The sequence below is a fragment of the Acidimicrobiales bacterium genome, assembly GCA_041394265.1.
In the GTDB taxonomy this organism is placed as follows: Bacteria; Actinomycetota; Acidimicrobiia; order Acidimicrobiales; family SZUA-35; genus JBBQUN01.
The window spans coordinates 495,675-516,344 of record JAWKIO010000005.1; the positions used below are offsets into that span (position 1 = coordinate 495,675).

At 68.4% G+C, this 20,670-nt stretch carries 16 protein-coding genes; 7 read left to right on the forward strand and 9 right to left on the reverse strand.

Going from position 1 to position 20,670, the window contains the following annotated elements:
* Window positions 1-117: 117 nt before the first annotated feature.
* The 4 genes from R2733_02440 to R2733_02455 are packed head-to-tail and all read right to left on the reverse strand — an operon-like array spanning window position 118 to window position 7,572.
* Window positions 118-3,123, reverse strand: a complete 3,006-nt coding sequence (locus R2733_02440) for an SMC family ATPase (protein MEZ5375339.1) — start codon at window positions 3,121-3,123, stop codon at window positions 118-120.
* Window positions 3,120-4,553, reverse strand: a complete 1,434-nt coding sequence (locus R2733_02445) for an exonuclease SbcCD subunit D (GenBank protein MEZ5375340.1) — start codon at window positions 4,551-4,553, stop codon at window positions 3,120-3,122. The genes R2733_02440 and R2733_02445 overlap by 4 nt, the downstream gene beginning before the upstream one ends.
* Window positions 4,550-6,484 carry an ATP-binding protein gene (locus R2733_02450; GenBank protein ID MEZ5375341.1) on the reverse strand — a complete coding sequence of 645 codons (1,935 nt, stop codon included), beginning with the start codon at window positions 6,482-6,484 and terminating at the stop codon, window positions 4,550-4,552. The genes R2733_02445 and R2733_02450 overlap by 4 nt, the downstream gene beginning before the upstream one ends.
* Window positions 6,484-7,572 carry a hypothetical protein gene (locus R2733_02455; GenBank protein MEZ5375342.1) on the reverse strand — a complete coding sequence of 363 codons (1,089 nt, stop codon included), beginning with the start codon at window positions 7,570-7,572 and terminating at the stop codon, window positions 6,484-6,486. Before R2733_02455 ends, R2733_02450 begins: the two co-directional genes overlap by 1 nt.
* Window positions 7,573-7,654: 82 nt before the next feature.
* Between R2733_02455 and R2733_02460 the strand changes: the two genes are divergently transcribed.
* A complete protein-coding gene (locus R2733_02460; protein MEZ5375343.1) occupies window positions 7,655-8,404 on the forward strand; it encodes an alpha/beta hydrolase in 750 nt (249 codons plus the stop codon).
* Between the two features lie 52 nt (window positions 8,405-8,456).
* Window positions 8,457-8,840, forward strand: coding sequence for a nuclear transport factor 2 family protein (locus R2733_02465; protein MEZ5375344.1), 384 nt, complete (start codon window positions 8,457-8,459; stop codon window positions 8,838-8,840).
* Between the two features lie 38 nt (window positions 8,841-8,878).
* On the opposite strand, the gene R2733_02470 is transcribed toward R2733_02465, so the two are convergent.
* Window positions 8,879-9,466 (reverse strand): DM13 domain-containing protein, encoded by a 588-nt coding sequence (locus tag R2733_02470; GenBank protein ID MEZ5375345.1) that lies wholly within the window; start codon window positions 9,464-9,466, stop codon window positions 8,879-8,881.
* Window positions 9,467-9,694: 228 nt separating this feature from the next.
* On the opposite strand from R2733_02470, the gene R2733_02475 reads away from it, so the two are divergent.
* Together R2733_02475 and R2733_02480 are read left to right on the forward strand one after the other, a co-directional pair.
* Entirely contained in the window at window positions 9,695-10,579 is an 885-nt protein-coding gene (locus tag R2733_02475; protein ID MEZ5375346.1) for a thioesterase family protein, read from the forward strand.
* A 19-nt stretch (window positions 10,580-10,598) separates the two neighbouring features.
* Window positions 10,599-11,792 (forward strand): phosphotransferase, encoded by a 1,194-nt coding sequence (locus R2733_02480; GenBank protein ID MEZ5375347.1) that lies wholly within the window; start codon window positions 10,599-10,601, stop codon window positions 11,790-11,792.
* Window positions 11,793-11,825: 33 nt separating this feature from the next.
* Here R2733_02480 and R2733_02485 read toward each other — a convergent pair whose 3' ends face one another.
* From R2733_02485 to R2733_02495, 3 genes are read right to left on the reverse strand one after another with little or no spacing between them, the layout of a single operon-like run.
* Complete coding sequence (locus R2733_02485) at window positions 11,826-12,692, reverse strand: 2Fe-2S iron-sulfur cluster-binding protein (protein MEZ5375348.1); 867 nt, start codon at window positions 12,690-12,692, stop codon at window positions 11,826-11,828.
* A gap of 10 nt (window positions 12,693-12,702) precedes the next feature.
* Window positions 12,703-14,460 (reverse strand): NADH-ubiquinone oxidoreductase-F iron-sulfur binding region domain-containing protein, encoded by a 1,758-nt coding sequence (locus tag R2733_02490; GenBank protein MEZ5375349.1) that lies wholly within the window; start codon window positions 14,458-14,460, stop codon window positions 12,703-12,705.
* Window positions 14,453-16,348: a molybdopterin-dependent oxidoreductase gene (locus tag R2733_02495; protein MEZ5375350.1), complete on the reverse strand. Its 1,896-nt coding sequence runs from the start codon at window positions 16,346-16,348 to the stop codon at window positions 14,453-14,455. Before R2733_02495 ends, R2733_02490 begins: the two co-directional genes overlap by 8 nt.
* 112 nt (window positions 16,349-16,460) lie before the next feature.
* Here R2733_02495 and R2733_02500 point away from each other — a divergent pair, with 112 nt between their 5' ends.
* Complete coding sequence (locus R2733_02500) at window positions 16,461-18,332, forward strand: formate--tetrahydrofolate ligase (GenBank protein MEZ5375351.1); 1,872 nt, start codon at window positions 16,461-16,463, stop codon at window positions 18,330-18,332.
* A 7-nt stretch (window positions 18,333-18,339) separates the two neighbouring features.
* Here the strand turns inward: R2733_02500 and yihA are convergent, their stop codons facing one another.
* On the reverse strand, window positions 18,340-18,939 hold the full coding sequence (yihA, locus tag R2733_02505; GenBank protein ID MEZ5375352.1) for a ribosome biogenesis GTP-binding protein YihA/YsxC: 600 nt from the start codon (window positions 18,937-18,939) through the stop codon (window positions 18,340-18,342).
* Between the two features lie 137 nt (window positions 18,940-19,076).
* On the opposite strand from yihA, the gene R2733_02510 reads away from it, so the two are divergent.
* Together R2733_02510 and R2733_02515 are read left to right on the forward strand one after the other, a co-directional pair.
* On the forward strand, window positions 19,077-20,288 hold the full coding sequence (locus tag R2733_02510; GenBank protein ID MEZ5375353.1) for an aminotransferase class III-fold pyridoxal phosphate-dependent enzyme: 1,212 nt from the start codon (window positions 19,077-19,079) through the stop codon (window positions 20,286-20,288).
* Window positions 20,289-20,364: 76 nt separating this feature from the next.
* Complete coding sequence (locus R2733_02515; protein ID MEZ5375354.1) at window positions 20,365-20,658, forward strand: hypothetical protein; 294 nt, start codon at window positions 20,365-20,367, stop codon at window positions 20,656-20,658.
* The last annotated feature ends 12 nt before the right edge of the window (window positions 20,659-20,670 follow it).

The window sequence follows — 20,670 nt, forward strand, 5'->3', positions numbered from 1 at the left end:
GTGTTGTCCGCTGAGCTGGTTGCTCGATGACCAGGGTTCGATTCCCTGCCGGCGGTCAACACCTCCCAGCCGATTGCGACGATCGGAGGACACCGGGCTGAACACGCCCGCTGAGTGTCAGCGGGTCAGGCCGGAGCGGACGTCGTCGTCGAGCAAGGCCTCGCGGGCCTCGGCGTCGAGTTTGGTGATGGTGGATCCGAACAGATCGTCCTTGGTCACGCTGAAGACGGTGTCGACGTATTCGGCGACCGGGTGTAGGTGTGAGATGAGCGCGACGAGCTTGCCGCCCCCGGCCACCGAGCCGAGCGTGTCGAGGGCGACGTCGAGCGCCGCCCCATCGAGCGAACCGAAACCCTCGTCGACGAAGACGGCGTCGAGCTTGCCTGCGCCCCGCGACGCGATCTCGACCAGGGCGAGCGCCAACGCCAGCGCCGCCTGGAATCGTTCGCCGCCGGACAAGGTGTCGGGGCTGCGGACCTCGCCCGAAGCGATGCGCACCACGCCGAAGTCGGGAACGAAGCCGTAGCGACCGTTCGAGATCGCCTTGAGCCGGCGCGTGGCCTCGCCGAGGAGTTCGACCTCTCGCATCGACACGAGATGATCGACGAAGTGTTGGTCTCGGAGGGACTGGATCAGCAGCTCCAGGTTGGCCAGGTACGGCTGGCCGATGTCGAGCATGGCGTCGAGCCCGTCGGCCGCAGCGACCTGACGCTCGAGCACCTCGATGTCGGCACGCGCCCGAGCGGCCTCGGCCCGCGCCGCACCTGCCTGGGCGTGCAACGAGCCGGCGTCGGCGACACCGGCCGATTCGAGCAGCGCAGAAAGCGCCGCGGCGGCGGCCTGCTGCTGAAGGGCGAGCTGTCCCCGAGCCGTGGCCACGGCGGCGGCGACGGGCTGCAATCGATCGACCAGTTCGCGGGCAGCGGGCACGAGGGTCTCGAGTTGGTCGAGCAGTACCGGCGTCGGTAGGGGCTCGGGCAATGGGTCGCTGCCGGTCGCATCGGCGAGAAACGGTTGGAGTTGCGCCGCCGTGGTCACCTGCTCGTTCAGGAGGCGAACGATGTCGCCGACCGGCGTGTTGACCGTCTCGACGGCTTCGGCACGGAGCTCGGCGAAGCGCTGCTTGGCGGCGGCCGCATCGGCATCGGCGGCGGCTGCGGCGGCAACGAGGGCTTCGAGTTCGATCACCATCGACTCGATGGCAGCTGCTCGTGCCTCGAGTTCTGCGGTCGGGGCGTCGCTGCCGATGAACCACGCCTCGGGGAGCCCATCGAGTTGGGTGCGTTGTGAGGCCCGCCGAGCACCGATCTGCTCCTGGCGGCGTTGACAGGCGGCGAGGTCGCGCTCGTGCGCAGCAAGAGCCGCCGTACGCTCGGCGGCCGCTGCGATCTGCTGTCGTTCGGCGGCCGACGCCGTTGCCGTGGCGGCGTCGAGCGCCTCCCGGGCGGAATCGACGACGAGACGCACCGCACCAAGGGCGACGTCGGCATCGGTGGCGTCGGGATCGAGCGACAATGCGACGACCGCGGCTCTGGCCTCACCGACGGCCACGAGTGAACGATCCAGTGCGTCGCGGGCAGCGGCCAGTGCCTCGGCCCGGTGGGTGGCGGTGGTGTCGGCGGCCGTGACGGCGCGGCGAGCGGCCGCGACGGTGGCCTCGGCCGCCTCGACGTGTTGCGCTGCCGCATCGACGTCGGCGGCAACCGGCGGGGCGAAGTCGTGGGGCGTGGCTTGCCGGCACACCGGGCACGGGTCGCCAGCGGCGATCCCCTGAGCGGCGACGACGGCGGCGTTGGTTCGCATTGCCTCCTGTTGCTCCGCCTTGGCGGCGGCGAGTGCCGCCTCTGCCGTGGCGACGCTCGCTCCGGCGACCGCAGCTTCGGCGCGGGCGGTGTCTGCTGCTGACTGTGCCTCGTCGAGCGCCAGCCGATTCTTGGCAACGTGGTCGCCGAGTTCGCCGAGGGACAGCCAGGCTGCCGAGGCTTCGTCGAGGCGCTGGTTCGCTTCGCTGAGCTGTTCAGTTGCTCTTGCCACTTCGGCGGCGGCCGATGTGACGACATCGGTGATAGCGGCCGGTTCGTCGGGCGACGGAGCGTCGGCGCGCAGCTGGGCCAGCTCGGCTTCGACACGCTCGGCCTCGTCGTCGAGTTCGGCCAGGATGGCCGACGACGAACGAAGCAACGAGATTGCCCCCCGAGCCTGTTGCTGGTCGGCGAATCCTCGGAGCAGCGCGGCTTGGCTCTCGACGGCGGCGTCTCGCCGGGCCTCGGCCTCGCGCTGGGTGGCGGTCAGCTGTTCTCGCTCGGCGAGTAGCTGCGCCCCACGGCGAGCGAGGTCGCCAAGCGGGTCGAGCACGCTCGGATCGGGAGCAAAACTCGTGGCGGCGCGATCCAGCGCCGTCAACTGCTCGCCAGCCTGGCGAACCACCGCTTCGTGCTGCTCGGCGTCGGCGATGATCTCGGCCAGCTTCGCCTGGCGGGCCTCTGCGGTGTCGGCGTGGACCACCGCAGCGGCAAGGGCGCCAGCCGGATCGGGGGGCAGGGCGTCGCGCTTGGCTCGTGCCTCGAGCAGTACCGGGCGCCAGCCATCACGGCGGCGGGTGGCGTCGTCGCGCACGCGGCGCAGGTCGTCGAGCCCGAAGATCGATCGCAGGATCTTGTTGCGATCGGTGCGGGTGGCCTGGAGCAGTTCGTCGAACCGTCCCTGCGGCAACACCACGGCCCGAACGAACTGACTGTGGTCGAGGCCGAGGAGTTCTTCGATCCGCTCGTTGACGGCTCGGTTGCCGTCGACCTTCTCCCCCAACACCCGGCACTCGAGCTTGTTGACCGGGGCCGAGGAGTTGCGATGGCGGGAGCGAGTGACGACCCACTCGTTGCCCTCGGCAACGAACGTGAGCTCGATCGCCATCGTGTTCTCGCCGTCGGCGATCAGTTCCTCGAGATTGCTCCCTCCGGTCCAGGTTTTGCGGCCATACAGCGCGAGGCTGAGTGCCTCGATGACCGTGGACTTGCCGGCCCCGGTGTCACCGATGATGGCGAACAGGTCGAGGTCGGAGAAGTCGATGGTGGTGGCCGCCCGGTACGAGCGGAGACCTTTGAAGTCGAGCCGGACCGGCCTCATCGCCGTTCCCCGACCGAGCCTTGGAGCTGTGCCGCCAGCAAGGCCTCGTCTTCGGGAAGGTCGCCGGTATCGCCGTTGACGACGGCGGTGAGGAGTTCGTCGAACAGCTCGACCACTCGCGCCGGGTCGGCTCCCGGGGTCTTGTCGAACAAGCTGCGGCCACCGTCGCCGAGCCAGGCTCGATACGACTGGTGCACCGACACGGCGGCACCGGCGGCCGACGGAAGCTGATCGGCGGTGGCGACCGACGATCGGCGGGCGTCGATGACCGACACGATTTCAGGCTGTGGGAGCAGATGGTGGACGGCCGCCGAGAGCGTGTCGAAGGTGTCGTCGGCGCCGGGCAACACGATGGGACCGTCGATGTGGTCGTTGCCGTCGGGGTCGGGCGTGACGGTGACCTCGACGATGTCGTGGCCGAGATCGTCGGCGAGCGCAGCCAGCTCTGCCAGCGGCGCCCGCACCCGACGGAGCTTGCGCGCCGCCACCAGCGGGATCTGGTGTTGGCGGGCGGGTCGCCCCGGTTCGAGGTCGACGACGACCACCTGCTTGGTCTCGCCCTCCTCACCGAAGTCGACCTCGAGAATCGATCCGGCATAGCGACCCCGGCCACCGGCGACCGGCTGGGGGACGTGGATGTGCCCGAACGCCAGGTAGCCGTAGGCCGCCGGGAGATGACCCGCATCGGTGGCGTAGTCGGTGGACACGTGGACCGTGCGCTCGCTCGACAGCGCCGCCTCGGTCACGTGCACGTGCGAGGCGAACACCGCCACCTGGCGGGATGGGTCGAAGTCGGTGAGTGCGGTCTTGGTGAGGAGGTCGACGATCTCGCGCAACTTGTCGGCGTAGGTGGTGTTGGCCTCGGCCAGCTGGTCGAACTCCTTCAACACCCGGTTGGCGTGGACGAACGGCAGGGCCGTGAGGCGGATGTCGACCCCCGCCGCCGACGAGTAGGTGGCGACGGCACCCTTGGCGGCGGTGGCAGGACGGGCGTGGATCCGGATGCGATGGCGGCACGGTGCGAGCGGATCGTAGGGACCGCTGGCCAGCTGGTCGGGCAGTTCGTCGCCGACGGCGGTGCCGAGCACCTCGAGCGCGGCGGCCGAGTCGTGGTTGCCGGCGAGCACCACGACCGGGGCGATCTCTGCCAGGTTGCGCAGCGCGACGATGGCCCGACCAAAATCGGCCATGGGTGGACGGTGACCGTCGAACAGGTCGCCGGTGTGCACGATCAGGTCGGGAGCGGCAGCCTGGGCGATGGCGGTGAGTTCGGCGATGGCGGCGTCGTGATCGTCGGCCCGGGATCGATTGCGGACCGTGACACCGAGATGCCAGTCGGAGGTGTGGAAGATGCGGGCGGCCGCAGGGTCTCGGAGCGGCACGGCGATGCCGGTGGTGGCCGTGTTGTTCCCGGCCGACTGACCGGTCACATGTCCTCCAGCAACGCCTCGGCGTCGGCATCGGCGGTGGGTGACTCGAGCACCTCGGCCAGGCGTGTGGCATACGGCGGAAACGGAAAGCGAACGGGCACTGGGGCCGGCAGCAGCGGCTGCGAGGTGATCATGGTGCCGGGCGCAATGATCTGCGCTCGGGCCCGCATGTCGGGTGGGAGGAAGCCGAGCTCGGCCGACTCCGACGACTTGATCTGGCCGACGACCTCGAGCGCGGCGTTGTTGGTGATGTCACGATCGACACCGGACGGGTTCTGCTGCGCCCCGATGAGGATGACACCGAGGCTCCGACCGCGGGCCGCAATGTCGACGAGGAGGTGTTTGATCGGTGACGACTGCTGGCGCGGCGCGTACTTGTTGAGCTCGTCGAGGACGACGAAGGTCTTTCCTGCTGCGGTGGAGTTCTCGTGTTGGGACCACACGCGGGCCAGCACGGCAGCGACGACGAACCGTTGGGCGTCGGCGTGCAGGGCGTGGACGTCGACGACCGACAGCTGCTCGGAGAGGTCGACCTCGGCCAGACCGGCACGCACGAGGCGGCGGAGTCGGGGCACGGCCTTCCACAGGCGGCGGGCGAACGCCTGCCGGGTGCCGATCGCCACGCCGGCCACCCAGCTGGGGTCGTAATTTTCGCCACCGTCGTCGGCAACCTTGGCGTTGATGAAGTCGACCAGTTCGTCGAGGTCTTCGACCACGACACCGGCCGTGCGAGGTTGAGGGTGCTTCTTCCCGAGCGAGCGCAGCGCCCCCTCCCACGTATGGCCGACCGTGTCGCCGAGCAGGCTCGGATCGACGAGAACGACCCGGCCCTCGTGGTCGCCGGCGAGGGGGTAGGCCCAGCGCAGGAGCTGGATACGCACGGTCTGCTCGATGAACGAGAGCTGGCCCGATTCGAGGTCGTCGAAGACGTACTCGAGGAGGCCGTTGGCGATGAAGGAGCGCGGGGACCAGCCGTAGGCGTGGGCCTCGGACCGGGGGCGAACCGAGATGTCGGGCACTGGGGTGACGCCGGGGCCGGCGTCTTCGGCGGGCGCGTAGACGGCGAACCGCTTGAACGGTCCTAACTGCTCGACGCCGAGGGCTTTCCACTGCGATCGGGCCTCGGCGGCGGCGTCGGTGGCGCCGTTGAACACCTTGTTGTGCTTGTCGAGCAGGCACAGATCAGCACCTTTGACCGAGAACAGCACGGCCGAGTCGCTCGGGTTCCCCTGCCGGGCGGTGGTGCCCCAACGGGTCTCGAACAACAGGTAGAGCAGGAACAGGGCGTAGCTGGTCTTGGTGGCCACACCGGACTTGCCGGAGATGGAGACGTGGGCGCCGCGGTCGCCGTTGAGGAAGCTGTAGGGGACGAACACGACCTCGCCGTGCATGTCGAGACCGATCGGCAGTCGCTCGGTGTCGTCCATCTTGTCGAGGAAGAGGGCTCGACGACGATGCGATCCGGCGGCAACCCACACCGGGGCGCCCGACGACGGCGGGAGGTACTGCTCGGGATGGGTGCGCAGCCACGAGACCTCGGCCCGGCGGTAGCGCTCACCCGGCAGGGTGCTGCGGGCGAGCCGGGCGGTGTCGGTGGCCGTCTCGGCTCCTTCGACCCGGCCGGACACCTCGGTGACGATGCCGTAGTGGAACAGCGGCGAGCCGTCGGCCAGCCGCTGGGCCGACACCACGAACGTGTCGAGCGGGACGTCGACCGCAGGATCGATCAAGACGTTGGCCACCCGGGTGGAGGCATCGGTGGAGGCGTCGATCAGGCCGATGGCCGGCAACTGGGGGATGTCGGTCATGCCGTCGAGCGAGTTGCGACGGTCGATCCCGGTGATGTCGTCGGGCGTGGAGACCGGAACGATCTCGACCTCGGCGGGATCGAGCGTGGGTTCGTAATCGTCGGCGGAGGGAAACGCGCTCATCATGCAGCTTGCACGGCGGCGGCGTCTCGTGCCGCCCGCTTGGCGAAATCTTCCGCTCCCATCTGCTTGCCGAGATGGTGTTCGAGGTTGCGCACCAGCGTGAGGTTGACCGGAGCCCGGGGATCGCGGTGCGGCTGCCCGGCATAGAGCGGCAGCGTGGCCGCGAGCTGATCGGCGCGGTCGATGATGGCTTCGAGCCCAGCCGCGGCCGGGAACTCGAGCCGAGCGATGCCGGTCCACCGGCTGCCGCCGGGACGGGGATTGCCCACGCGGACGTAGCAGGTGTAGCGATCAGACCCGGCGGCGTAGAGCGCAGTGCGCCAACCAACCCCGAGCGACGGCACGAGCGCATGCTGCTCGGACGGGAGCAGCTGACGGCGGTGGGTCTTCACATAGCCCGTGACGAGGTGATGCAGCGAGCGGATGCGGTTGAGCGGACCGTCGAGCACGACGGTCCAGCCCTGCGCCGCGGCGTCGAGCGCCAGCAGGCCTTCGGCCAGCCTCATGCGGTCTTGCAGCCGGGCGAGCAGCTCGACGGGGTCCTCGGACGTGGTGGAGTCGGAGACCCAGTGGTGGCCAGCGGGCGAACGGAAGTCGCCCGCATGCCCGCCACCCCAGATGGCCGCACGGCCCACTCGGACGCCTTCATACCCCGCCGACTGGCCCGGGCGGACGGCGACGGCGCCCACGGCGTAGCAGCCGAGGATGCCGGGCACCCGCACGCCGGTGACCCGTTGCTCGGCCCAGAGTTGGAGTTCGACCCGGCGACGGCCGTCGATGAAGCACATGGGGGCGGGCGCGATCCGGGCCGGGGGCACGTGGCGATGGTCGCACTCGGCGAGGGTGATGTCGTCGGAGTCGTCGAAATCGAAGGTGGCGGGCACGCCGTAGGACGGATCCCAGTCCTCGGAGAAGACCTCCCAGGCGCCGCCGCCGGTGGTGTCGGTGCTCAACGAGGCGCTGTCACCCCGGCGCCGCAGCGGGTGCGACGAGGGGGCGCCTCCGGCCGATGACGACCGGCCGGACTCGAGCCGCGACAGGTCGACGAGGTCGCCGTTGTCGGTAGCCATGAGCTGGGTGAAGGACATGTGAACGATGGTAGTCATGGCCTGTGACATCGCTCGTCACCCTCCAGTCGCAGGCTCCCTCTCCATGACCTAGCGTGCGGCCATGCCTGCCGTCTTCGTCCATGGAAACCCCGAGACCAGCGCCATCTGGGGACCGCTGTTCGCTGCCCTCCGGCGCGACGACATCGTCGCCCTGTCACCTCCCGGATTCGGCGCCCCGGTCCCCCAGGGTTTCGGCGCCACCCGACTCGAGTACGTCGACTGGCTGCTCGGTGAGCTCGAGCAGATCGACGGGCCGATCGACCTCGTCGGACACGACTGGGGTGGCGGTCACGTGCTGGGCGCCATGATGGCGCGGCCCGAGCTCGTGCGGTCGTGGGCCACCGACATTGCCGGCGTCTTCACCACCGACTACGTGTGGCACGACGCTGCGCAGGTCTGGCAGACCGAGGGCGCCGGCGAGGAGTACGTCGCCGGCATGGTCGCCGCCTCGACCGACGACATGGTGGCGCTGTACTCGAGCCTCGGGATGACCCCCGAGATCGCCCGCGATGTGGCCGAGGCGGTCGACGAGGACATGGGTCGATGCATCCTCACGCTCTACCGCTCGGCCGCCCAGCCGGCGGCCGGCGAGGCAGGGGCCGACCTCCACAACGCTGCCGCCCGACCCGGTCTGTGCATCCTCGCCTCAGAGGATCACTACGTGGGAGGTGAGGCACTTGGACGCCAAGCCGCCGAGGCCGCAGGCGCACAGGTGGCGGTGCTCGAAGGCCTCGGCCACTGGTGGATGATCCAGGACCCCGCCACCGGCGCCGCCGTCCTCGAGTCGTTCTGGTCCGGCGTCGCCGACTGACACAACACGCGCCGCTCGGGCCGGCGTGGCTGGGCGGGCTAGCGTCGGCGATGTGATCGAACCCGCCATCCAGGAACTGCTGGCCGCGAACCAGGCGTTCTATGACGCACACGAGCAGCGAGACCTCGATGCCATGCAGGCGGTGTGGGAACACAGCGACCGGGCAACGTGCATCCACCCCGGCTGGCCGATCCTGCGAACCTGGCCGATCGTCGAGGAGTCGTGGCGCCGCATCCTTGCCGGCCCCGGGCGAAACCAGTTCATCCTCACCAACGAGGCGGTCGTGATCGACGGCGACCAGGGCTGGGTCACACTCGACGAGAATCTCGTCGACACCACCGGCACCGGCACGGTCGCGGCGACGAACCTGTTCGTCAAGGTGGACGGCCGGTGGCTGCTGGTCCACCACCACGGCTCGCCGGTGATGACCTCGTAGCATCGGTCGTCTGGCGGGAATCTTCCCTGCCCCGACGGTCAGGCGAGCTGGGCACTCCCGAAGCTGACGCCGAAGCGCACACACCAGATGTCGACCAGGTCGTAACGATCGAGGTCGATGTCGGCCGGAAGCTCGTAGTTCTGGTCGCCGATGTTGCCCTTGAGGTCACCGAGGTCGAGATAGTCGTCGGGATCGGCCGAGCTTCGCAGGTACACATTGAGGTCGGGGCCGTTGTCGGTCTCGAAGTTCTCGAACCGCAGGAAGATGCGGTCGCCGTCGCCGAGCGTGAAGCCGCTGCCCTCGGTCGGGTGCTCGTTGCTCACGAAGGTCCCGGTCGTGAGCGTTTCGACCACCGGTGCGGTCGTCGGCGTCGTCGTCTCTGCTGTGGCATCCTCGGTCTCGTCCGCAACATCATCAAGGATTTCGGCCGTCGACTCGTCATCCTCGGCGGCTGACGACGTCGCCGCCACCGTCGTGTCCGAAGCCACGACGAAGGGGTTGGCCTCATCGACCTGCTCGTCGATGAACAGCGTGTGGACGCCGAAGACGCCGAACGCCAGGAAGGCGACGACCGCAAGGGCGGCAACGCCACCGGCGGCGAGAAGCGGGGTTCGTGAGGTTCGCATGGCCAGTCAACCAACGGCACCCTCCCGCCATTCCGCGCCGCCGAACCTTCGGGGCCGCGTCCAATCTCAGCAGAGCTCCGGGACGGCGTACGGCTGAGCACGCGCTACCCCGAAGGTTGTGCGGAAGTGGACGCACGCCCGGAGGTTCGAGCTCGTGGCTAAGCCGAGCGGCCGAGTTGCCGAGCGACCGAGTTGCTGGGCCCATGCGGGCGCGGGTACACACCAGCGATGACCGATACCTCGCAGGTGGACGCGCTGCTCGATCAACTGGGACTGGAAGAGCTCGATGTCGACCTCTACCGCGGGCATAATCCGGCGGAGCGCCACAACCAGCGAGTCTTCGGTGGGCTCGTCGCCGCCCAGGCGCTGCGGGCGGCCACCCTCACGATCGAGGTCGACCATCACCCGCACTCGCTCCACGGCTACTTCCTGCGGGGCGGCAAGCCGGGACGACCGATCGTCTACCACGTCGAGCGGATCCGGGATGGCCGCTCGTTCTCGACTCGCCGTGTCGTCGGCAAGCAGTACGGCGTGGCCATCTTCAACCTGACGGCCAGCTTCCACACCTTCGAAGAGGACGAGACCGACTATCAGCTCAGCCTCGCAGCCGACGCCGGCCACCCCGACGACGCCACCGACCGAGTGCCACGCGACGATCAGCACGCCGCCTGGCTCGCACGATCACCGTTCCACTCACGCGAACTCGGGCCGACGACGCCCGGACCCGACGGTGTGTACTCCTCGACCCGTCGAGTGTGGGTCAAGGCCAAGTCCCCACTGCCCAACGACCGTCTCCTCCACGCCTGTGCCCTCACGTACGCCACCGACATGGGCGCCGTCACCGCGGCCGCCGTGGCCAAGATGGGCGATCGATGGCAGACCGCGTTCACCGAGACGATGTCGGCGAGCCTCGACCATGCCGTGTGGTTCCACCGCCCGGTTCGGGTCGACGAGTGGCTCTACTTCGACGTCCACGCCGTGAGCAACCAGAACTCGCGAGGCCTCGTGCGGGGGACGATCCACGCCATCGACGGCTCGCTCGTTGCCTCCTTCTCACAGGAGGCGTTGATCCGCACCATCAAGCCGAGAGCGCTCGACCCCGAGTTCGGCTGATGCCGACTACGGTCGCGAAGTGCCCACGATCGATCCTGCCGCCATCGAGCTGATCGAACAGACGGATCGACTGGTCGAGGTATTACGACGGGCGGGCCGCATCGGTGGCGGCGAAGCGTGGGAACGCCATTTCGCGCGCATCCGAGCCGCCCGTGAGCCCTGGGCGACGGCGGTGATCATGTCGGACCGAGGGCAGGTCGTCGGGGTCCATGCACGTTCGGAGGCGGGTCCTGGCTCCATCGCCATCGACACCGATCCTCCCGTCTGGCTCGACGTCTGGGAGTTCCCGAACGATCCCGACCTCCCATCGTTGTCCGTCGCCGTCGCCGGACTCGATGATCACGACGTGATCCGCTACCGCCCGGGGAACCGGTGCACGATGCTCGCGTCGCGAGACGGGCTCCGGCGGTTCGTGAAGGTCTCGGCCGACGCAACCGCGATCGATCAGATCACCCGCATCGTGCACGCAACGGTGCAGCGTCACGAGATCCACGTGGCCGTACCTGAGCCGCTCGGCCTGACCGCCGCGGGCCAGGCGGTGCACCTCCGCATCGTGTCGGGCCGACCCCTGTTCGACCGGATCGTGAGCGCCGAGGGCCCGGACTGGTCGTACCGCATCGGCGAGATCCTCGGAAGGCTGGCTGCAGTCGAACCGGAGGACGGCGGCGCCGTGACGCAGGGCGGCGCTTCGTCGTTCGCGATCGCACGTCGAGATCATCACGAGCAGCGCGCCCGCACCGAGCGAGCCATTGGTCGGGCATCGGCGCAGGTCCCGTCGCTCGGGCCGCGGCTCCGGTTCGTGCTCGATCAGCTCGACGCGAGACAGGCCGATCTCCGACCCAAAGCCGTCTCATTGGTCCACGGTTCGCCCCACCTCCATCAGTGGCTGATCGACGGCGACGCCATCGGGCTGGTCGACTTCGATCGCTTCGGATGGGGCGACCTCGAACTCGACATCGCCACGTATCTCGCCGAACTCGACTTCGAACGCTCGTCAGTGGCGCCGATTCGCGACCACGAGCAAGCCATCGCCAACGGTGCCGCCATCGGCGGTACCGAACTCGACCCTCGACGGCTGTGGCTCTATCGCCTCCACAAGCGAGTCGCCAAGGTCGCCCGCACCGCAGCAGCACCCCGCACCGACGCCGCCGTTCGAGCGTCGGATCAGCTTGTCGACATCGAACGCTCGTTGGGCGCGGGACCTCCGGCCTGACCCAGCGTGCTCGACCCGAGCTCGGGCTGGAACTCAGGGGGCGCGGGTGACGGTCGGTTGGACGTACTGCCAACCGAAGCGGCCCTTCACACACAGGTGACCGTTGGTGACGTCGTGGTCGGCGGGTGAGGTGACCTTCACGATGCGCTCATCCTGCACATGCAGTTCGAGCGTGCAGCCGACGCCGCAATACGAGCAGATCGTGCTGGTGACGGTCTGGTCGTCCGCACGCCACTCGCCAGCCTGACGAAGGTCGAACTCGCTCTTGAACTGGATGGCGCCGGTCGGGCAGACGCCGATGCAGTTGCCGCAGTACACACAGGCGGATTCGGGGAGCTCGACGTCGTACTCGGTCGAGATGCGGGCATCGAAGCCCCGGCCCGACACGGCGATGGCGAAGGTGTGCTGGGCGTCGTCGCCGCACGCGGCCACGCACTTGTAGCAGAGGACGCACTTGTCGTAATCCCGGATGTACAGCGAGTCCTGGATCCGGACGGGTTCCTCGATCCGCTCGGCGTCGGCGCCGTAGCGAGCCGGATCGGCGCCATAGTGAGCGCTCCAGCGAGCGAGATCGTCGGCCTGTGAGAGGTCGACGCCGGAGCCGAGGAATTCGAGCACCATGCGTCGGCTGTGCCGCACTCGCTCGGAGTCGGTCTGGATGACCATGCCGTCCTCGGCGGTGCGGGAGCATGACGGCACCAGCGTGCGCGACCCCTCGACCTCGACGACACAGACCCGGCAGACGTTGACCGGTGTGAGGTTGGCCGCCCAGCACAGCGTCGGGGTGTCGATTCCCGCACGGTTGCAGGCTTCGAGGATGGTCTCGCCTTCGACCGCCTCGACGGACTGCCCGTCGACGGTGATGGTGACGCTGGTCTCGGCGATCTGTCCGCTCGTCATGTCTGCCCCCTCAACCTCGTACCCCGATCAGTCCCTTGGTGATCGCAGACTGCACGGCAGTCGCCGCCGTGTGTCCGAGCCCGCAGATCGAGGCGTCCTTCATTGCTCGGTCCATCTCGTCGATGAGCACGATGTCGTCGGCCGACGGCGCGCCCTGTGATCGGACGAGCAGCTCGTGCTGGCGCACCGTGCCGATCCTGCAGGGCACACACTGCCCGCAACTCTCGTCGCGGAAGAACGCAGCGAGGCGGGTGAGCACGGCGCCGAAGTCGGTGGTCGAGTTGAAGACCATGATGACGCCCGAACCCAGCGAGTGGCCGGCGGCCCGCGTTGCTTCGAAACTCAGCGGCAGGTCGAACTCGTCGGGCAGGACGAACGTGCCCGCTCCCCCGCCGAGCAACACCGCTGCCGGCTCGCCAACGAACGGTCCGGCGAGATCCAACACCTCGCGCATGGTTCGCCCGAACTCGATCTCGTACACACCCGGCCGGGCAACGTGGCCCGAAACGCAGTAGAGCTTGGTGCCCGCGGAATCGGGCGTGCCCCGTGCGGCATAGGCATCGGCGCCCTCGGTGACGATGTCGACGACGTTCACGAGCGTCTCGACGTTGTTGATCACCGTCGGCTTGGCGAACAGACCGTGCGTGGTCGGAAACGGCGGCTTCTGGCGGGGCTCGCCCCGGTAGCCCTCGATGGATTCGAGGAGCGCCGTCTCTTCGCCGCAGATGTAGGCGCCGGCGCCCTGGCGGATCTCGAGATCGAAGTCGAGACTCGAGCGGGCGATGCCCGAGCCGAGGAACCCCGCCTCGCGGCTGGCGTCGATCGCCCGTTGCAGCCGCGTGGCCCCCAACGGATACTCGCCACGGATGTAGACATAGCCCTTGGTGGCACCGACCGCGAACCCGGCAATGGTGGCCGCCTCCACCAATGCAAACGGGTCGAACTCGAGGAGGTAGCGATCCTTGAAGGTGCCGACCTCGGACTCGTCGGCGTTCACCACGAGGTACTTCTGGTCGGCCTGCTCGCCGGCGACGGCCTGCCATTTGATGCCCGTGGGGAACGCGGCGCCGCCACGGCCCTTCAGACCCGAAGCGGTGACGGCATCGATCACGCCGCTCGCACCGAGCCGCATCGCTGCGCCGAGTGCCTTGAACCCACCGACCCCGACGTAGCCCTCGAGCGATGCCGGGTCGTAGCGGTCGACCCGGCGGAGGAGTCGGAGTGCCGGGTCGTATTGCTGAGGGATCACCGGCTCGTTGGTGTCGGCCGGCTCGGGATCGGCGTCGCCCGCTCGCCGTTGGACGAAGACACCGACGGCTCGCTCGCACTGGCCGAGGCACGGGCTGGGATGGACGTGGACGCCTTCGGCCTCCAGATACTCGATCTGCTCCGCCGCACCAGCGATCTGGCAGGCCGCGTCGACACACACGTGCATGGTCGGCCCGTCGTGCGTCGGCGCCTCGAAACGGAAGAGGTCGTAGAACGTCGCGACGCCGTAGGCCTCGGCCGGCGGGACCTGCAGTCGCTCGGCAATGTGGTTCAGGCCGCCAGGCGAGATCCAGCCCGATGCCCGCTGGAGGGCGTGCAGCGATGGCAGCAGGAGGTGACGGAGTCCGGCCGCCCGTTGGGTCCCGGCTCGCACGATCCGTTCGGTTTCGATGGTGATCGCCGACCCCGAGCCATCGAGGTGTTCGGCGTCGATCACATCGTCGATGGCCTGCCGTTCGGCATCGCTCGGCGCGTCGTCGGTGAGGTGCAGATCAGCCACGTGGCGTGGACTCCGGAGGGTCGGTCAGCTTGTCGATCCTGATCGACGCCGCCTTGAACTCCGACGTGCCCGAGCGTTCGTCGTAGGCGTCGTTGGTGAGGCGGTTGATGTCGACCAGGTCGGAGAAATGGTAGGTCGTGAAGGTGAGGCCGGCGGGGAGATCGGCGTCGATCCGCACCGCCATCTCGACGCTTCCCCGAGGCGACGACACCCTCACCTGCTCACCATCGGCGAGCGACAGCGCGGTGGCGTCGGCCGGGCTGATGTCGAGTGCGTCACCCGACCGGATCGGGGACTCGTAGCCGTCGGACTGCACGCCGGTGTTGTAGGAGTCGAGGACCCGTCCGGTGGTGAGGCGAAGCGGGAATTCCTCCGTCAGCGCTTCGAGCGGGCCTTCGTGCTCGCACGGGGTGAACGGCGCCGGATCTCGCCCCTCGAGGTCATCGGCCCACAGCCATCCATGGAGGAACGGCGAGCCGGGATGATCGAGTGAGGGGCACGGCCATTGCAGACCGTTCTCGGCCTCGAGCCGCTCCCAGCTCATGCCGGCGTGCAGCGGAGACAGTGAACGCAGCTCGTCCCACAATGCCTCGGGAGTGGTGTTCGGCCACGACTGGCCCAGGCGGTTGGCAAGGTCGACGATGATGTCGACGTCGTGGCGGGCCGACTCGGGAGGCGGCACTGCGGCGCGCACCCGTTGCACCCGCCGCTCGCTGGAGGTGACCGTGCCCTCGGACTCGGCCCAGGCGACCGACGCCGGCAGCACCACGTCGGCCAGCTCCGCGGTGCGGGTCATGAAGATGTCCTGCACCACCAGGAGGTCGAGACCGCTCAGCAGCTTGCGGGCGTGATCGATGTCGGCTTCGGACTCGGCCGGGTTCTCGCCGATGCAGTACACCGCACGCAAGGTGCCGGCCTCCATCGCTTCGAACATCTTGGTGAGGTTGAGTCCGACCTCGGGGTTCAGCGTGGTGCCCCACGCCGCTTCGAACTTGGCGAGATCGGCGGGGTCGTCGACGCTCTGGAAGCCGGGCAGCTTGTCGGGCAGGGCGCCCATGTCACCGCCGCCCTGCACGTTGTTCTGACCTCGCAACGGCACGAGCCCCGAACCCCAGCGGCCGACATGACCAGTCAACAGCGCCAGGTTGCACAACGAGAAGACGTTGTCGACGCCGTTGTGGTGTTCGGTGATGCCGAGGGTCCACAGGATCTGGGCCTTGTCGGCGGTGGCGTAGGCGTGGGCCAGTTCGGCAATGGCCTCGGCGGGCACACCAGTGATCGTTGCGGCCCGCTCGAGCGTGTACGGCTCGACGGAGCGAGCGTACGCCTCGTAGTTCGAGGTCGAGTGTTCGATGAACGCCTGGTTGGCCAGCCCGGCATGGATGATCTCACGTCCGATGGCGTTGGCGAGAGCGATGTCGGTGCCGACGTCGATCCCGAGCCAGAGGTCGGCGAACTTCGCCGAGTCGCTCCGCCGGGGATCGACGCAATACACCTTGGCGCCGGCGTCGATGCCCTTCAGTACGTGATGGAAATAGATGGGGTGCGCCTCACGCGCGTTCGAACCCCACAACACGATGAGATCGGCTTCCTCGACCTCTCGGTAGGACGCCGTCCCACCGCCTGCTCCAAAAACTGTCGCCAGACCGACGACGGAAGGAGCGTGTCAAGTTCGGTTGCAGGAGTCGATGTTGTTCGACTCCAAGGCGGTGCGGGCCAGCTTCTGGGCCGCGTAGTTCATTTCGTTGGTGGCCTTCGAGCAGCTGAACATCCCGAACGCCTGTGGGCCCCCGGCGTCCACGGCGGCCCGGAAGCCGGTGGCGACCCGGTCGAGCGCCTCGTCCCACGTGGCCTCTCGCAGCTCGGCGCCGTCGCGCACCAGCGGCACGGTGAGCCGTTGCCTGGGGGTACTGCGGTTCGGCCGCTTGTGGCGGCCGGAGGCGGTGGTCGATGTGCGCTCGGTGATGGTCATGGCGGTGAAGCTCCTGGTGGACGGACCGATGACTCGGCCCAGCGTAGGTCGGTGGACGCACGCTCGCAGGCCACGGGCCGGCGGCACCGGCGCTGCCGACATCGCCGGGCCGATGCTGGCGACGACAACGTTCCTCGGCCACCATGTCCTGATCAGCGAACCGACGACGCTCGACCATTCGAGCAGCAAGGGCGAGTCCATCATGTCGTTTCCGAGCGATCTCGAGATCGCCAAAGCGGCCCGGCTGCGGCCGTTGACCGAGATCGCCGAGCGAGCGGGGATCCCCACCGATCTTCTCGAGCCCTATGGCACCGGTGCCGCCAAGATCTCCCTCGACGCGGCCGAGCGGATGGCCGATCGACCGAAGGCGGCCTACGTCGTCGTCTCTGCCATCACGCCGACACCGCTCGGCGAGGGAAAGACCACGACCGCGGTCGGGCTCGGCCAGGCGTTCGATCACATCGGCAAGTCGGCGACCGTTGCCATTCGTCAACCGTCGATGGGGCCGACGTTCGGGATCAAGGGCGGAGCGGCGGGTGGCGGCTACAGCCAGATCGTCCCGATGGAGTTGTTCAACCTGCATCTCACCGGCGACATGCACGCCGTCACTGCGGCGCACAACATGTGCTCGGCCATCCTCGACGCCCACCTCTATCACGGCAACGACGCCGGGTTCGATCCGCACCGCGTGACCTGGCGGCGGGTGCTCGACGTCAACGATCGCTCGCTGCGCAACATCGTCACCGGCCTCGGTGGCCGTCTCGATGGCATCCCGCGGGAGGCGGGGTTCGACATCACCGCCGCCTCCGAGGTCATGGCCGCGCTTGCTCTCTGCACATCGCTCCAGGATCTCCGAGCACGGATGGGTCGGATCGTGCTGGGCTCGACCCGCGATGGCACGCCGATCACGGCCGACGACATCGGCGCCGGAGGGGCGATGACCGTGCTGCTCAAGGAGGCGATCAAGCCCAACCTGATGCAGACGCTCGAAGGCACGCCGGCCCTCGTCCACACCGGACCGTTCGGCAACATCGCTACCGGCAACTCCTCGATCGTCGCCGACCAGATCGGCATCCGCACCGGCGACTTCCTCATCACCGAAGCGGGCTTCGGCGCCGACATGGGAGCCGAGCGCTTCTTCAACATCAAGTGTCGGGTCTCGGGCATGGCGCCTGATGCCGCGGTGCTCGTTGCGACGGTTCGGGGCCTCAAGGCCCACTCCGGCAAGCACAAGATCGTCGCCGGTCGTCCCCTCCCGGAGGCCCTCCTCGCCGAGAACCCCGACGAGGTCCACGAGGGCGGTGCGAACCTGCGCAAGCAGCTCGAGAACATGCGGATGCACGGCGTCACCCCTGTCGTGGCCATCAACGCCTTTCCGGAAGACCACGAGGCCGACCTCGCTGCCATCGCCGAGATCGCCGCCGAGTTCGACGCCCGATCGGCGCGGGCCACGCACTTCGTCGACGGAGGTCGAGGGGCGATCGAACTGGCCGAAGCCGTGGCCGATGCGGCTGCCGAGCCCAGCACGTTCAACCTGCTCTACCCCGACGAGGCGACGCTGCGGGAGAAGATCGAGGCGGTCGCCACGAAGGTCTACGGCGCCGATGGCGTCGACTACACCCCGGCAGCCGGACGCCAGCTCGACGACTTCGAGTCGGCCGGCTTCGGTCGCCTGCCGGTGTGCATCGCCAAGACCCATCTGTCGATCTCGTCCGACCCGAAGCTGACCGGCGCTCCGACCGGGTGGCGGCTGCCGGTGCGTGAGGTGCGGGCGTCGATCGGGGCCGGGTTCATCTATCCCATCTGTGGCGACATGCGCACCATGCCGGGCCTGGGCGCTAAGCCGGCGGCACTCGGCATCGACATCGACGAGAACGGAGAGATCGTCGGCCTGAGCTGAGCCGTTCTCAACTCAGCCAGGCTCGCATGAGCGTGCGGAGGCGATCGAGGCCGGTGCCCTTCTCGGAGCTGACCCAGATGATGTCGCCCACCTCGAGCTCGCACTTGTCGGCCACTTCGACCTTGCGCTTGTCGCGCTGGGACGACTTGACCTTGTCGTGCTTGGTGGCGACCACGGTGTGGGGGATCTCGTGTGAGCGCAGCCAGTCGAGCATCTGGAGGTCGAGTGCGGTCGGACCGACGACACCATCGACCAGGACCACCACCATCTCGAGGTTCTCTCGTTCCAGCAGGTAGGCCTCGATCATGCGACCCCAGTTCTGCCTCATCGCCGCCGGCGCCTTGGCGAAGCCGTAGCCGGGGAGGTCCATCAGCGAGGCCGCTCCCCCGGTCGGCCATGCCTTGTCGATCTCGAACATGTTCAGCAGCCGGGTTCGGCCCGGGGTGTTGGAGACGTGCGCCAGGTTCTTGCGATTGGCCAGCGCGTTGATGAGCGAGGACTTGCCGACGTTCGAGCGTCCGACGAACGTGACTTCGGCTCGGGTGGCCGGCAGTTGGGAGACGCGTTCAGCCGACTGGACGAAGGTCAATTTGAACGGGGGTGCCATGGCCGTCCAACGATAGGGGCCGAGCGGTCGGATCCGCTGGGCGATCCACTCCCACCAGGCGCCGGAATCTGGCACACTCTCCCCAACCAACTCGTGTTCGTGGGCTGGCGCCCACGCGTCCCCCGGAGGATCCGGCCATGTCGGTCACCAACCATCTGCTCCACTCCTTCGGCGAGGCCATTGCGCCGGAGACCGACTACATCAACATCGTCCGGGGCGAGGGGTCGACGATCTATGACGACACCGGCAAGGCCTACCTCGACGGCATGGCAAGCCTCTGGTACTGCCAGGTCGGCCACGGTCGCCGCGAGATCATCGACGCCATCTCGAAGCAGATGGAGAGCCTCGTCACCTACAACACGTTCGCCCCGTTCACCAATGACCCCGCCCGCGAACTCGCTCGTCTGATCGCCGAGAAGTCGCCGCATCCGAACGGTCGGGTGTTCCTCGGATGCTCGGGCTCCGAAGCGGTCGACACCGCCCTGAAGATCGCCCGCCTCGTCCAGCAGCGCCGGGGCACGCCCGACAAGCAGATCATCATTCGCCGCACCCACGGCTACCACGGCACCAACTTTGGTGGCACCAGCGCCCAGGGCATCGAGCCCAACCGCTCCGGCTTCGGCGATCTCGTGCCTCACTTCCTCGAGGTCCCCAACGACGACATCGAGCAGATGTCGCTCGTCTTCGCCGAGCACGGCGACAACATTGCCGCCGTCATCAGCGAGCCGGTCCAGGGCGCCGGCGGCGTCTACCCGCCGGCCGACGGCTACCTCGAGGGCGTGCGTCGCCTCTGCGATCAGCACAACGCGCTGCTCATCTTCGACGAGGTCATCTGCGGCTTCGGGCGAACCGGCTCGTGGTTCGGGGCCCAGACCTTCGCCGTCCAGCCCGACCTCATGACCTTCGCCAAGGGCGTCACCTCCGGCTACCTGCCCGTCAGCGGCGTGATCGTGTCCGAGGCCATCGGCGAGGAATTGTCGGAGCCCGGCTTCATGCTCCGCCACGGCTACACCTACTCCGGCCACCCGACCGCCGCTGCGGCCGGCGTCGCCAACATCAACCTCATCGACGAGCTCGGACTGGTCGAGCGGGCGAACCACATCGGCAAGGAGGTCGTGAAGGGTTTCGATGCCCTCATGGCCGACGGGGTGATCAAGAGCTATCGGGGTGTCGGTGGCGTGTGGGCGGCCGAGATCGGTCGCGACGCCGTCCCCATGAAGCAGGAGATGATCGATCGCGGCATCATCATCCGTGGTGTGGGCGAGGCCGTCCTCTTCTGCCCGCCGTTGGTCGTGACCGACGACGAGATCGGTCGCTTCATCGAGACCCTCGACGACGCCCTCCGATGACGAGTCTCGAACAGGCGGCGAACCGCAGGGCGGTCTGAACATCGTGCCACCGGTGGTCGTGGTCGATGTGGATTCGGTGGGCGCCACCCGTGCGGCCCTTGCGGCGGCGACCGACGAACAGGTCGTGGGGTGGGTCGATCTCACCTCGCCGCATCTCGTCGACCTGCTCGACGAGCTGGTCAGCGGACCGGGCGGCAACCGCTTGGTGGCCGTCCGCTCGAACGCGGTTGCCCATCGACTCGAAGAGCTCCCTGTCCGCCGAGGCATCAACACGCTCCTCGATACACACCTGGCGTTCCACACCACCGACCCCGAGCTCCGGGATGCGCTCCGAGCCTCCTGGCCAGCCCTCCAGCTCCACCCCACCTGACCCACCCTGCCT